Origin of the sequence: Streptomyces rhizoryzae (assembly GCF_023155275.1) — a bacterium.
GTDB lineage: Bacteria > Actinomycetota > Actinomycetes > Streptomycetales > Streptomycetaceae > Streptomyces > Streptomyces rhizoryzae.
This window is the reverse complement of record NZ_JALMUV010000013.1, coordinates 114,922-127,419: the sequence shown is the minus strand read 5'-3', so window position 1 is coordinate 127,419 and position 12,498 is coordinate 114,922. Positions and strand designations below refer to the sequence as shown.

The 12,498-nt window shown below is 73.5% G+C and carries 13 protein-coding genes; 6 read left to right on the top strand and 7 right to left on the bottom strand.

What is annotated here, in order from left to right:
* Window positions 1-24: 24 nt before the first annotated feature.
* On the bottom strand, window positions 25-636 hold the full coding sequence (locus MUU72_RS13560; protein ID WP_248013455.1) for a DUF1003 domain-containing protein: 612 nt from the start codon (window positions 634-636) through the stop codon (window positions 25-27).
* On the bottom strand, window positions 626-1,930 hold the full coding sequence (locus tag MUU72_RS13555; RefSeq protein ID WP_248013454.1) for a magnesium transporter MgtE N-terminal domain-containing protein: 1,305 nt from the start codon (window positions 1,928-1,930) through the stop codon (window positions 626-628). Before MUU72_RS13555 ends, MUU72_RS13560 begins: the two co-directional genes overlap by 11 nt.
* 216 nt (window positions 1,931-2,146) lie before the next feature.
* On the opposite strand from MUU72_RS13555, the gene MUU72_RS13550 reads away from it, so the two are divergent.
* Window positions 2,147-2,917, top strand: a complete 771-nt coding sequence (locus MUU72_RS13550; protein ID WP_372503096.1) for a LolA-like protein — start codon at window positions 2,147-2,149, stop codon at window positions 2,915-2,917.
* Window positions 2,918-2,942: 25 nt separating this feature from the next.
* On the opposite strand, the gene MUU72_RS13545 is transcribed toward MUU72_RS13550, so the two are convergent.
* Complete coding sequence (locus MUU72_RS13545; RefSeq protein ID WP_248013453.1) at window positions 2,943-3,494, bottom strand: hypothetical protein; 552 nt, start codon at window positions 3,492-3,494, stop codon at window positions 2,943-2,945.
* Window positions 3,495-3,575: 81 nt separating this feature from the next.
* Window positions 3,576-4,682: a CorA family divalent cation transporter gene (locus tag MUU72_RS13540; protein ID WP_248013452.1), complete on the bottom strand. Its 1,107-nt coding sequence runs from the start codon at window positions 4,680-4,682 to the stop codon at window positions 3,576-3,578.
* A 516-nt stretch (window positions 4,683-5,198) separates the two neighbouring features.
* Between MUU72_RS13540 and MUU72_RS13535 the strand changes: the two genes are divergently transcribed.
* Window positions 5,199-5,783 (top strand): suppressor of fused domain protein, encoded by a 585-nt coding sequence (locus MUU72_RS13535; protein WP_248013451.1) that lies wholly within the window; start codon window positions 5,199-5,201, stop codon window positions 5,781-5,783.
* 57 nt (window positions 5,784-5,840) lie between these two features.
* Here MUU72_RS13535 and MUU72_RS13530 read toward each other — a convergent pair whose 3' ends face one another.
* Window positions 5,841-7,157: an MFS transporter gene (locus MUU72_RS13530; protein ID WP_248013450.1), complete on the bottom strand. Its 1,317-nt coding sequence runs from the start codon at window positions 7,155-7,157 to the stop codon at window positions 5,841-5,843.
* A gap of 243 nt (window positions 7,158-7,400) precedes the next feature.
* On the opposite strand from MUU72_RS13530, the gene MUU72_RS13525 reads away from it, so the two are divergent.
* The 3 genes from MUU72_RS13525 to MUU72_RS13515 all read left to right on the top strand — a co-directional run bounded on the left by MUU72_RS13525 (window position 7,401) and on the right by MUU72_RS13515 (window position 9,942).
* Entirely contained in the window at window positions 7,401-8,039 is a 639-nt protein-coding gene (locus tag MUU72_RS13525) for a DUF6758 family protein (RefSeq protein WP_248013449.1), read from the top strand.
* Window positions 8,040-8,223: 184 nt separating this feature from the next.
* On the top strand, window positions 8,224-9,075 hold the full coding sequence (locus MUU72_RS13520; RefSeq protein ID WP_248013448.1) for a PHP domain-containing protein: 852 nt from the start codon (window positions 8,224-8,226) through the stop codon (window positions 9,073-9,075).
* 261 nt (window positions 9,076-9,336) lie between these two features.
* Window positions 9,337-9,942: a MarC family protein gene (locus MUU72_RS13515; protein ID WP_248013447.1), complete on the top strand. Its 606-nt coding sequence runs from the start codon at window positions 9,337-9,339 to the stop codon at window positions 9,940-9,942.
* Window positions 9,943-10,095: 153 nt separating this feature from the next.
* Here MUU72_RS13515 and MUU72_RS13510 read toward each other — a convergent pair whose 3' ends face one another.
* Window positions 10,096-10,248, bottom strand: coding sequence for a DUF8834 family protein (locus MUU72_RS13510; RefSeq protein WP_248013446.1), 153 nt, complete (start codon window positions 10,246-10,248; stop codon window positions 10,096-10,098).
* Window positions 10,249-10,479: 231 nt separating this feature from the next.
* Here MUU72_RS13510 and MUU72_RS13505 point away from each other — a divergent pair, with 231 nt between their 5' ends.
* Window positions 10,480-11,406 carry an NYN domain-containing protein gene (locus tag MUU72_RS13505; protein WP_248013445.1) on the top strand — a complete coding sequence of 309 codons (927 nt, stop codon included), beginning with the start codon at window positions 10,480-10,482 and terminating at the stop codon, window positions 11,404-11,406.
* 104 nt (window positions 11,407-11,510) lie between these two features.
* On the opposite strand, the gene MUU72_RS13500 is transcribed toward MUU72_RS13505, so the two are convergent.
* Window positions 11,511-12,377 (bottom strand): alpha/beta fold hydrolase, encoded by an 867-nt coding sequence (locus MUU72_RS13500; RefSeq protein WP_248013444.1) that lies wholly within the window; start codon window positions 12,375-12,377, stop codon window positions 11,511-11,513.
* Window positions 12,378-12,498: the final 121 nt, after the last annotated feature.

Sequence of the window (12,498 nt, the reverse complement as noted above, 5' to 3'; positions counted from 1 at the left end):
CCGGCGGCGGCCCGGCGGGAGGGCTCAGCGCTCGCGTTCGTCCCGCCCGGCGGGCTCCGCGCCGGCGGACTGCCGCTGTTCCAGCTCCCGCAGCAGGTCCTCCAGTTCGGAGCGGATCCAGTCGCGGGTGGCGACCTCGCCCAGGCCCATCCGCAGCGCCGCGATCTCCCGGGTCAGGTACTCGGTGTCGGCGATGGAGCGCTCGTTCTGCTTGCGGTCCTGCTCGTGGGTGATCCGGTCGCGGTTGTCCTGGCGGTTCTGCGCCAGCAGGATCAGCGGCGCCGCGTACGACGCCTGGAGCGAGAGCGCCAGGGTCAGGAAGATGAACGGATAGCTGTCGAACCGCAGGTGGCCGGGGGCGAAGATGTTCCAGCCGATCCACAGGATGATGGTGACCGTCATCCAGACGATGAAGCGGCCGGTCCCCAGGAAGCGGGCGATCTTCTCGGAGAGCCGCCCGAACGCCTCCGGGTCGTACTCCGGGAAGAACGACCGGCGCGGCACCCTCGGCTGGTCCAGCCGGGCCCGCGAGCGCGGCTCGGATTCCCGGCGCCGGTTCCTGGCGGCCCCCGCGCGCAGCGCCGAGGCGCCGTGCGGCCGCCGCTCCCTGGGGCTCTCCCGGTCCTCAGCACCCATCGGCGGTCTTCCCGTCCGGTGTGGCGCCGCCGCGGCCCGCCGCCGCGCCGTGCAGTCCCGCCTCCCGCCAGTCGTCCGGCAGCAGGTGGTCCAGCACGTCGTCCACGGTGACCGCGCCCAGCAGTGCCCCGCCCTCGTCAACCACCGGCGCCGCGACCATGTTGTACGCGGCGAGGTAGCCGGTCACCTCGGGCAGCGGGGTGTCCGGCGGCAGGGCCGGCAGATCGGCGTCCACGATGAAGCTGACGAGGGTGAACGGCGGTTCCCGCAGCAGCCGTTGGAAGTGCACCAGCCCCAGGTACTTGCCGGTGGGCGTCTCGTCCGGCGGCCGGCAGACGTAGACCTGGGCGGCGAGCGCGGGGGAGAGGTCGCGGTCGCGCACCCGGGCCAGCGCGTCCGCGACGGTGGCGTCCGGGCGCAGCACGATCGGCTCGGTGGTCATCAGCCCGCCCGCGGTGCGCTCCTCGTAGGACATCAGCCGGCGGACGTCCGCGGCGTCCGAGGGGCGCATCAGGTCCAGCAGGCGCTCCTTCTCCTCCTCGGGGAGCTCGGAGAGCAGGTCGGCGGCGTCGTCGGGGTCCATGGCCTCCAGGACGTCGGCGGCCCGCTCGTCCTGGAGCTTGCCGATGATCTCCACCTGGTCGTCCTCCGGCAGCTCCTCCATCACATCGGCCAGCCGGTCGTCGTCGAGCGCCGCGGCGACCTCGGCGCGCCGCTTGGGCGAGAGGTGGTGCAGGACACCGGCGAGGTCGGCCGGGCGGAGCTGCTCGAAGGTGGCGAGCAGGTTCTCCGCGCCCTGCCCCTGCTCCTCCAGCGAGAAGCCGGTCACCGCGGACCACTCGACGGTCAGCGTGGTGCCCTTGCGGCGCAGCGGCCCGCCCTTGCCGCGCCGGACGAAGACCTTGTCGATCTCCCAGTCGCGGCGGGCCGGCAGCTGGGTGATGCCGATGTCGAGGACGGTGACCTCCTCGCCGGTCTCCACCAGCCGGACCCGCCGGTCCAGCAGTTCGCCGAAGACCAGCGTCTCGGACGCCCGCTGCTCGAAGCGGCGCATGTTGACCACGCCGGTGGTGACGATCTGGCCGGACTCCACGCCGGTCACCCGGGTCATCGGTACGAAGATCCGGCGCCGGCTGATCACCTCGACGACCAGCCCCAGCAGCCGCGGCGGCCGGTCGCCGACGCGGAGCAGGGTGACCAGGTCCCGCAGCCGCCCGACCTGGTCGCCGTTGGGGTCGAAGACGGCGACGCCGGAGAGGTGGGAGACGAAGATCCGGGGGGTGACCACCGCCATGGAAAGCGCCGCCCTTCTCCCTTTCCGTCCGGATTGCTCCATCGATGCTCAGAAAACAACGCGTTGATTCGGGTTCAGGCTAACCCGCCGGGAGGGGCCGCGCCCCGGCGGGACCGGCCGTATGGTGGCCGCCCGGATTCGGCTGAGCGCGCCGGTCCGCCCCCGGTACGCTGCCGTGAGCTGTCGAGATCACCGCTGTATGGAGGCAGAGCCGACGTGAGTGCCAACCCCCCGGTCTCCACCCGCCGACCGCCGGACGGAATCCGACGCGCCGGACGGGCGCTGCGGACCGTGGCGGTGTGCGCGGCGCTGGCCGCGGCGGTGGCGGGCTGCGCCGCGGACGACCCGGACGCCGGCACCAACGGGGTGGGCAAGCTGTCCGCCCGGCAGATCGAGTCCCGGGCCCGCGCGGCCGCCGTCGGGGCCGGCACCGTCCGGCTCTCCGGAAAGCTCGTCAGCGAGGGCGCCACCTACACCCTGGACATGCGGCTGGCCAAGGACGGCGCCCGGGGCGAACTGACCACCGGCACGGCCTCCTTCCAGCTGCTGCGGATCGGCGACGCCCTGTACCTCAAGGCCGACGCGGCCTTCTGGGCCGGGGAGAAGGGGAGCGGCTCCGGCGCCACCGCCGCCAAGCTCGGCGGCAAGTACGTCAAGGTGCCCGCCGCCGACCCGGTCCACCGGCGCTTCAGCGGCTTCACGGACAAGGACACCCTGCTGCCCGCGCTGCTCACCCTGCACGGCGACCTGACGGCCGGGAAGCGGGCCACGGTGGACGGCGTCCGCACCGTCCAGGTGACCGCCGGCGCGGGCTCCGGCGGCACCCTCGACGTCTCCCTGGAGGGGCAGCCGTACCCGCTGCGGCTCCAGCGCGCGGGCGGCGCGGGCCAGATCAAGCTGGCCGACTGGGGCAAGAGCCTCGACCTCAAGGCCCCGGCACCGGACCAGGTCGTCGACTACGGCAAGCAGATCGCGCGCACCGGCTGAGCCGGGCCCCGCCCGGCCGCCCCGGTCAGCCCTTGCGGCCCCGCCGCAGCAGCTTCGGCAGCGCGGCCGGCACCGGCCGCCGGGTCACCGCGGGCGAGCCGAGCGGCGGTGCGGCGTGCGAGGCGTCCGGCATCAGTCCGGGCCGCTGCACCGCCGCCCCGGCCGGCGCCAGCCGCAGCACCCGGCACTCGCGCGCCCAGCGCTCGGCGATGGTGTCCGCGTCGGGGGCGTTGAGCCGCTTGCCCTTCAGTTCGTCGACGGCGGCCTGCCACTCCTCGCCGCCCGGCGCCAGTTCGCGCACCTCGGCCGGCCAGGCGACCAGGCGGCCGCCCTTGTCCTTGCTGCGCACGGTGACCGTGACGGTGGCGCCGTCGGTGAGGCCGAGCCCGTCCAGCGGCTGCTCGCCGGCGCCGGCGGCCGGGCTCCCGACGAGGCAGGCCGCCCCGTCGTGCCACACGTGCCACAGCGCCCGCGCCGGGCCGGTGGCCCCCCGCACCCAGACCAGGCCGGACTTCTTCGCGGCCTCCTCGATGAGCGCCTGATCCAGCAGGGCCTGCGACACGGTCTCCTCCGTCATGCGGCTCAGCCTAATCGGCCCGGCGGCCCCATCCCGGAGCCGCCCGGGCGGTGAGACGCCGCCCCGCCCCGGCGGCGCGGGTCACAGCCAGCCGTTGCGCTTGAAGCCGCGGTGGATGCCGAAGCAGATCGCGACGGTGACCAGCAGCACGGTGGGGTAGCCGTACTTCCACTTCAGCTCCGGCATGTACGTGAAGTTCATGCCGTAGATGCCGGCGATCATCGTCGGCACCGCGAAGATCGCCGCCCAGGCGGTGATCTTGCGCATGTCCTCGTTCTGCGCCACCGCGGCCTGCGCGAGGTTGGCCTGGAGGATGGAGTTCAGCAGGTCGTCGAAGGACAGCACGTGCTCGTTGACGCGCGCCAGGTGGTCGGCGACGTCCCGGAAGTACTTCTGGATGTCGGCGTCGACCAGCCGCATCGGACGCTCGCTCAGCAGCTGCATCGGGCGCAGCAGCGGGGACACCGCCCGCTTGAACTCCAGTACCTCGCGCTTGAGTTGGTAGATCCGCCCGGCGTCGCCGCCCTTGGCGGAGCCCTTGCCGGCGCCGGAGCTGAAGACGTCGATCTCGACCTCGTCGATGTCCTCCTGGACCGCGCCGGCCACCGCCATGTAGCCGTCGACGACCTGGTCGGCGATGGCGTGCAGCACCGCGGACGGGCCCTTGGCCAGCCGCTCCGGGTCCTCCTGGAGGCGGTGCCGCAGGGCGCGCAGCGAGCCCTGCCCGCCGTGCCGGACGGTGACGATGAAGTTCGGGCCGGTGAAGCACATCACCTCGCCGGTCTCCACCACCTCGCTGGTCGCGGTCAGCTCGTCGTGCTCGACGTAGTGGACGGTCTTGAAGACCGTGAACAGGGTGTCGTCGTAGCGCTCCAGCTTGGGCCGCTGGTGGGCGTGGACGGCGTCCTCCACGGCGAGCGGGTGCAGCCCGAACTCCTGGGCGATACCGGCGAATTCGGCCTCGGTCGGCTCGTGCAGGCCGATCCAGACGAAACCGCCCTCGTCCCGGACGCCGGCGATCGCCTCGGCGGGGGAGAGGGCGCCGGCCACCCGCCGGCCGTCGCGGTAGACACCGCAGTCGACGACGCTGTTGGCGCAGGCGGCGGGGGTGGCGGCGGTGCGGTAGGGGGCGTCGTCGCGGCGCCGGGCGGGGCGGACAGCGGCGCGCAGGTCGCGGATCATCGACATGGCTGGCTCCTTCAGGCCGGCCGTCAGCGGCGGGCGCGGCGCAACGCGGCCCGGAACGAGGACGTACGTGGCGGCAAGAGGCCGTACGTCCGCAAAGCGGGCGGCGCTCGGTGCGGTGCTGCTGACGGCAGTTCGCTGGCATCACGGAAGTAAGAGTCGGAGGCGCTCTTCCGTCATCTGCGTCCGGAGCGAAAGAACTTCCGGTGTTTCACCGCTGCGCGGCGGGGTACGGAAGCTCTCGGATCAGAAGGTTCGCCGCACGGGCGGGATGACGGGAGAACTGTCGGTACTGCACGGTCGACTCGGATCCACCGCAGCCCCACCTCCTCCGGCCGGTCCCCGCTGGGGGACGACGTCATTCCCTGACCAGACGGCAAGGCTACCAGTCACCGAAAGCACCTGGGCCGCCCTTTGCCCGTTCCATACGAAGCCCGTGCCGCGGCGTCGCGGCGTACCTGGTCGCAGCCGGGGGACCGGACAAGGGGCCGGTGCGGGCACCGGCCCTATGCTCACCGTATGTCTGACGTTCTTGAGCTGGTCGAGGCCCGGTTGCGGACGGCACTGGGCGAAGCGGACGCGCGTGCCGCCGTCACCTTCCTCGGCACCGACCGCATCGAGGTGCTGCGCTTCATCGACGGCGACGTGGTGCGCTACGCCACGCTCGGGATGTCCGCCCGGCCGATGACCGACCCCACCGCGGTCCTCGCCGACCCGCTGCGCGGCCCGCGCGCCGAACTCCTGCTCTCCGTACGGGGCGGCCGCGCGGACACCGACAAGGTGCTCAGGACGCTCGCCGTGCTCGCCGCCTCCCCACAGGTCGAGGGCGTGGTCGTGGCGCCCGGGGCGTCGCTGGACGTGGGTGAACCCCTGTGGCCGGGGGCGCCGTTCACCTCCGTGCTGGTCGGCGCGTCCGGCGGCCTGGTGGCGGACCTGGAACTGGACGACCCGCTGGACCCGGTGGCGTTCCTGCCGCTGCTGCCGATGACGCCGAACGAGGCCGCCTGGAAGCGGGTGCACGGAGCCGAGGCGCTCCAGTCGCGCTGGCTGGAGCGCGGCACCGATCTGCGCGATCCGCTGCGCGCCGGGGTGGCGCTGGACTGACCGCCGGCGCCCCGCCCGCGGACGGCCGCGGACGGGGCGCCGGCGTACGGCTCCGGCTCACCGCTCGGCGAAGACCCCGACGCCGTCCTGTGTCGCATGCCGCGGTTCCAGCTCCTCGGCGCGCAGGGTCAGCGCCCGCCGGCGGACCGCGACGATGCCCGCGCCGACCGCCGCGGCCGCCGCCGCGATCACGAACGGCAGATGCAGGTCGGTCCACTCGGCGATCTTCGGGGCCAGGAACGGCGCGGCCGCCGCCGCGAACCACCGCACGAAGTTGTAGCCGGCGCTGGCCACCGGCCGCGGGGCGTCCGAGACCCCGAGGGCCAGCTCGGTGAAGACGGTGTTGTTCAGGCCGATGAAGGCACCGGAGAGGACGGTGCACACCACCGCGGTGGTGTGGTCGCCGTAGCCGAGGACGACCAGGTCCGCGGCGAGCAGCAGCAGCGAGCCGCCCAGCACCCGCAGCGACCCGAACCGCTCCTGGAGTCGCGGCGCCAGGATCACCGAGAAGACCGCCAGCAGCACACCCCAGGCGAAGAACACCCCGCCCGACGCATACGGGGACATGTTCAGCACGAACGGGGTGAACGCCAGCACCGTGAAGAACGCGTAGTTGTAGAAGAAGGCGGCGATCGCGGCCGAGGCCAGCCCACCGTGGCCGAGCGCCCTCACCGGGTCGAGCAGCGAGGTCTTGCGGGCCGGCCGGGGCTGCTCCTTGAGGAGGGCGGTGATGGCGAGGAAGCCGACGGCCATCAGGACCGCGGTGCCGAAGAAGGGGTAGCGCCACTCCATGTCGCCGAGCACGGCGCCCAGCAGCGGCCCGCAGGCCATGCCGAGCCCGAGCGCGGACTCGTAGAGCAGGATCGCCGCGGCGCTGCCCGCCCGTCGCCCGCCACCGCCCCGAGTGGAATCGCTGCGCGATGCCCCTGTGGGATTCGCCGCGCCCACGATGACCGCCAGCGCGGTGGAGACGAAGAGCGCGTTGCCCAGTCCCCAGCCGGCCCGGAAGCCGACCAGTTCGCCGACCGAGGACGAGGTGCCGGACAGTGCCGCGAAGACCACCACCAGGGCCAGTCCGGCCAGCAGCGTCTTGCGGCTGCCGATCCGGCTGGAGACGAAGCCGGTGACCAGCATCGCCACCGCGGTGATCAGGAAGTACGAGGTGAACAGGAGCGAGACCTGGCTGCTGGAGGCGTTCAGGCCCTTGGCGATCGAGGGGAGGATCGGGTCGACCAGGCCGATGCCCATGAAGGCGACGACCGAGGCGCCCGCGGTGGCCCAGACCGCCCTCGGCTGCCGGAGGAGCGATCCGCCCGCCCCCGGGGAACCGTCGAACGGATCGTGGGTGCCACCACCGTGGCCGCTGCTGCGCATGCCGGTGTTTCCCCTTCCTGTCCGCGTGCGGGATGCCCGCCGCATGAACGCGGAAAATCGTTGACGTTTACACATAATAAGTTAGGGACGCTAAATGGTGCAAGGGGCAACTAGCCGCCCCGGAGGGGGGCTCCCGGGTGCCGCGAAAACCGGCCATCTGTGCGGCCCGGTACGGGAAAAGGGGCACACCGGTCGGGTGATCGTCCTTGACGGGACGGCAGCCCTGGAGGACCGTTGGTCCTTATGAGGGGCGAACCCAGTTGCCCGAAGTGCGGAGGCCGGGTGCGGGCGCCCGGTCTCTTTTCCGACTCCTGGCAGTGCGCCGCGCACGGCACCGTGCACCCGCTCCAGCCGGTGGTCCCGCCGAGCGTCGAGGCGCTCGGCGTCGTCGTGCACCGGGCCCAGGTGCCGGTGTGGATGCCCTGGCCGCTGCCGGTCGGCTGGCTCTTCACCGGGGTCGCCTGCGCCGGTGACGACCGCAGCGGCGGCCGTGCGACCGCGGTCGCCTGCTCGGGCCCCGGCCCGCTCGGCGGCCCCGGGGAGCTGCTGCTGATCGCCGAGGAGCTGGGTGTCGGCCTCGGCGCCCGCTACGCCGGGATCGACGGCCCCGACCCCGGCCCCCACCTGCGCCTGGGCGCCGCACCCCACGCCAAGGTGCTCGCGGCCGGCCGCCCGACCCCGCTGTGGCAGGTCCAGGATGCGCCCTCGGACCGCGCGGTGTTCGCCGGCGAGGCCCGCGGGCTGTGGCTCTGGGCGATCGCCTGGCCCGAGCAGTCCGGCCTGATGATGTACGACGAACTGGTGCTGACGGATCTGCGGGAAGCCGGCGCCGAAGTGGATCTGCTGCCCTGCGGGGCGCTGTCGCCGAGGATTCTGAGCTGACGGCCGGGCGTCGCCATCGAATTCCGGGCCGGTGCCCGGCCGGTGGGCGGCGCGGGCACCTCCGGGCGCCCGGTATCCTTCAGTAGTCCGTGGTAGTGCCGAGCAGTCCTTACGGCCGCCGCGGGGCGGCGCCCGTCCCGGGCCCGCCGCCGCAACCGTCCCGCAGCAGTCTGGAGTCCGTGCCGTGCGTATCGACCTGCACACCCACTCCACGGCTTCCGACGGCACGGACACCCCCGCCGAGCTGGTGCGCAACGCCGCGGCCGCCGGTCTGGACGTCGTCGCGCTGACCGACCACGACACCGTCGGCGGCCACGCCGAGGCGCGCGCCGCACTGCCCGGGGGCCTGACCCTGGTCACCGGCGCCGAGCTGTCCTGCCGCCTGAACGGCGTCAGCCTGCACATGCTCGCCTACCTCTTCGACCCCGGCGAGCCCGAGCTGGCCCGGGAGCGGGCACTGCTCCGCGACGACCGGGTCCCGCGCGCCCGCGCCATGGTCGGCAAGCTGCGCGACCTGGGCATCCCGGTCACCTGGGAGCAGGTGGCGCGGATCGCCGGCGACGGCGCCGTGGGCCGCCCGCACCTCGCCACCGCCCTGGTCGAACTGGGCGTCGTCGGCTCGGTGTCGGACGCGTTCACCCACTGGCTGGCCAACGACGGCCCGGCCTACGTGGAGAAGCACGAGCTGGACCCGTTCGACGCGCTCCGGCTGATCAAGGGGGCCGGCGGGGTCGCGGTCTTCGCGCACCCGCTCGCCCTCAAGCGCGGGCGGTGCGTCCCGGAGAGCGCGATCGCCGAACTGGCCGCCGCCGGTCTGGACGGCGTCGAGGTCGACCACATGGACCACGACCCGGCGACCCGGGCCCGGCTGCGCGGGCTGGCCGCCGAACTGGGGCTGCTGACCACCGGCTCCAGCGACTACCACGGCAGCCGCAAGTCCTGCGGCCTCGGTGACTGCACCACCGACCCCGAGATCTACGGCGAGATCACCCGCCGGGCCACCGGCGCCTTCCCCGTCCCCGGCGCGGGCGGCTGATCCGCCGGCCCCGGCCGCCCGGCCGGCCGCCGTACCGCGCGCTCCCCTGACCCGGGGCGCCCGCGGCCCCGCTCCGCGCACCCCGTTCCCCGGGGCTGCCGCGGGCCGTGCGGGGCCGCCGGCCCGGCCGGTCGCGCGCGCCCCGTTCCGCCGGCGGACCGGGTTCCGGATCCCTCCGTCCCGGCTTCCGCTTCCCCTTCCGCTCCCCCTTCTGCTTTTCCTCTTCCTTCCGTTCGTCCGTACCACCGCAAGGCCAGCACCGTGTTCGACGTCGCCGTTTTCAGCACCCTCTTTGTCACGCTTTTTGTCATCATGGACCCCCCGGGCATCACGCCGATCTTCCTGGCCCTCACCGCCGGCCGCCCGGCCAAGGTGCAGCGCCGGATGGCCTGGCAGGCGGCCGCCGTCGCGTTCGGCGTGATCGCCGTCTTCGGCCTCTTCGGCAAGCAGATCCTGGGGCGGCTGCACATCTCCACGCCCGCGCTGATGATCGCCGGCGGTCTGCTGCTCCTGCTGGTCGCGCTGGACCTGCTGACCGGCAAGTCCGAGGAGCCGACCCAGACCAAGGACGTCAACGTGGCGCTGGTGCCGCTGGGCATGCCGCTGCTGGCCGGGCCGGGCGCGATCGTCTCGGTGATCCTCGCGGTCCAGCACGCGCAGGACACCGCCTCCCGGATCGCGGTCTGGGTGGCGATCGCGGCGATCCACGTGGTGCTCTACCTGGCGATGCGGTTCTCGCTGGTGATCATCCGGGTGATCAAGGACGGCGGGGTGGTCCTGGTGACCCGGCTGGCCGGCATGATGCTCTCCGCGCTCGCGGTGCAGCAGATCATCAACGGCGTCACCCAGGTCATCCAGGGCTCCTGACCGGCCCGGAGGACGACGGCGCCCCCGTACGGAACTTCCGTACGGGGGCGTTTCGCGCATCGGCGGCGCGTCATCGGGACGGGCGCGGGTACGCGGTACGTGTGTCGCTACGCCATGGGTGCCTCGACGCCGGGTGGCGGTGAGGGGTGGCGGTCAGCGGGCGGCGGTGTCGGCCGGGCGGATGTAGATCCGCTGCCCTATGGCGGCGGCCTGCTGCACGATCTGGTTGACGGAGGCGGCGTCCACGACGGTGCTGTCCACGGCGGCGCCGTCGGCATCGTCCAGGCGCATGATCTCGAAGCGCATACGGGCTTCTCCCTTCGTCTGATCCTCCTGCGGAGAACTGAATGACAGGACGTGCCCGGCTTCGTTGCCAGGCGTTCCGTATGGGTACAACGAGCATACAGCTGAAATGATTCCCTACGCTAAGGAAAATTTTTCATGGGCTAAGGAATGGGTGTGCGGGGGCCGCCATGGGTGTGCGGCGACCGCCGTGGTTGTGCCCGCCGAGCGCCCGCACGGACAATGGGTCCCGAAATGAACGACCTCCGGCCCACCGGCCCCACCGACCTCGCGGCGCTCGCCGCCGGTATCGCGCGCACCAACGAGCTGCTCACCAGGGTGCTCGCCGAGGTCGCCACCACCCCCTCCACCCACGCGGTCTTCGTCGACGCCGGCTACGTCTACGCGGCGACCGGGCGGCTGGTCGCCGGCACGGAGGACCGCAGGACGTTCGAGCTGGACGCCGAGGGGATCATCGAGGCGTTCATCGACAAGGCCCGCACGATCTTCCCGGACAGCCGGCTGCTGCGGGTCTACTGGTACGACGGCGCCCGCCGCCGGATCCACACCCAGGAACAGCAGCGGATCGCCGAACTCCCCGACGTCAAGGTCCGGCTCGGCAACCTCAACGCCCACAACCAGCAGAAGGGCGTCGACTCGCTGATCCGCACCGACCTGGAGTCACTGGCCCGGCACCGCGCGATCACCGACGCGGTGCTGATCGGCGGCGACGAGGACCTGGTCTCCGCGGTCGAGGCGGCCCAGGGCTACGGCGCGCGGGTCCACCTGTGGGGCATCGAGGCTCCCGGCGGCCGCAACCAGGCCGAGCCGCTGATGTGGGAGGTCGACAGCGCGCGCACCTTCGACCTGGACTTCTGCAAGCCCTATGTCACCCGCCGGACGGGCGGCGAGGGCCTCGAAGCGGGGGCCGGGGAGGGGCCGGTGCCCAGCCGCGAGGAGGTGCGGTTCGTCGGCGCCCGGGTCGCCGCCCAGTGGCTGGCGGAGCGCGGCCCGGCCTGGGTGGCGGACCTGCTGCCCGGCCACCCGTACCTGCCCGGGACCGTCGACCAGGAACTCCTCACCGCCGCCGAGGCCCTGCTCCACCACTCGCTGCGCGGCCACGCCGACCTCCGCCGGGTGCTCCGCGACGGCTTCTGGGACCACGTACAGGGGCGGTTCTAGGCCCGCCGGCGGCCGGGCGGGGAGGCCCGGCCCTGCCCGGCGCCCGAGGCGCTCCGTCAGCCGAACTCGCTCCAGAAACCCGCCAGCGCCCTGGGGCGCCTCCGTCAGCCGAACTCGCTCCAGAAACCCGCCAGCGCCTCCGCGGTCTTCTGCGGCCGTTCCGCGTTCGGTGAGTGCTCGGCGCCCTCGATGACGGTGCGGCGGGCGGCGAGCCGGCGGGCCATGTCGTCCATCAGCGGCACCGGCCAGGCGTAGTCCACGGTGCCCGAGACGACGTGGACCGGCAGCCCGGCGCGGGCCAGCTCCGCGACCCGGTCGGGCTCGGCGAGCATCTGCCGGCCGGTGGCGATCAGCTGCTCGGGGACGGTGTTCAGCCAGCGCCGCCGCAGGAACGCGGCGATCTCCCGCGGTACGTCCGGGTCCGCCGCCTCCGGCGGGTCGAGTGCCCGCATCGCCTCCCACACCCGCGCCATGTCCATCGTGCCCAGTGCGCCGATCAGCATCCGCACCCGTGCCTGCTGGGCCGGGTCGATGGCCGCCGGGCCGGAGCTGAGCACGGTCAGCGAACGGAACGGCGCCGGGTCGCACAGCACCGCGGCCCGGGTGATCAGTCCGCCGAGCGAATGCCCCAGCAGGTGCAGCGGCCCGCCGCCGGACTCCCGCAGGGCCCGCGCCTGAGCCTGTACGTCGAGGGCCAACTCCCGCTGCTCGTAAGCCTGTTGGTCGCGCGGGCCGGGGGTCTCGTGCTGGCCGCGGCCGTCCACCGCGACCGCCCGGAACCCGGCCGCGGCCAGCGGGGCCAGCAGCGCGAGGAAGTCCTCCTTGCTGCCGGTGAACCCGGGGACGAGGAGGGCGGTGCCCAGCGGCGCGGCGGCGGGGCGGGCGTCGTGCACGGCGAAGGCGCCGCGTGCGGTGTCGAGCCGGTACGCGCGGGCGCACGGCGGCAGCGTGAGGGTGGGCGGCCTGCTCATGGGACGAGGCTAGCGGCCCGGCCGGGTGAAAACCGGCCGGTACGCCGGTGTCCCGGCCGGCGGGCAGCGGCGCCCGGAACGCCGACGACCCGGCACCCGCGCGGGGCGGGGCCGGGTCGTC

Bases quoted from the DNA above. Each gene is read 5' to 3' on its own strand.
- MUU72_RS13555 (WP_248013454.1), bottom strand. From the start codon at position 1,930: ATGGCGGTGGTCACCCCCCGGATCTTCGTCTCCCACCTCTCCGGCGTC.
- MUU72_RS13505 (WP_248013445.1), top strand. From the start codon at position 10,480: ATGAACGACCTCCGGCCCACCGGCCCCACCGACCTCGCGGCGCTCGCC.
- MUU72_RS13535 (WP_248013451.1), top strand. From the start codon at position 5,199: ATGTCTGACGTTCTTGAGCTGGTCGAGGCCCGGTTGCGGACGGCACTG.
- MUU72_RS13510 (WP_248013446.1), bottom strand. From the start codon at position 10,248: ATGCGCTTCGAGATCATGCGCCTGGACGATGCCGACGGCGCCGCCGTG.
- MUU72_RS13500 (WP_248013444.1), bottom strand. From the start codon at position 12,377: ATGAGCAGGCCGCCCACCCTCACGCTGCCGCCGTGCGCCCGCGCGTAC.
- MUU72_RS13530 (WP_248013450.1), bottom strand. From the start codon at position 7,157: ATGCGCAGCAGCGGCCACGGTGGTGGCACCCACGATCCGTTCGACGGT.
- MUU72_RS13545 (WP_248013453.1), bottom strand. From the start codon at position 3,494: ATGACGGAGGAGACCGTGTCGCAGGCCCTGCTGGATCAGGCGCTCATC.
- MUU72_RS13525 (WP_248013449.1), top strand. From the start codon at position 7,401: ATGAGGGGCGAACCCAGTTGCCCGAAGTGCGGAGGCCGGGTGCGGGCG.
- MUU72_RS13540 (WP_248013452.1), bottom strand. From the start codon at position 4,682: ATGTCGATGATCCGCGACCTGCGCGCCGCTGTCCGCCCCGCCCGGCGC.
- MUU72_RS13560 (WP_248013455.1), bottom strand. From the start codon at position 636: ATGGGTGCTGAGGACCGGGAGAGCCCCAGGGAGCGGCGGCCGCACGGC.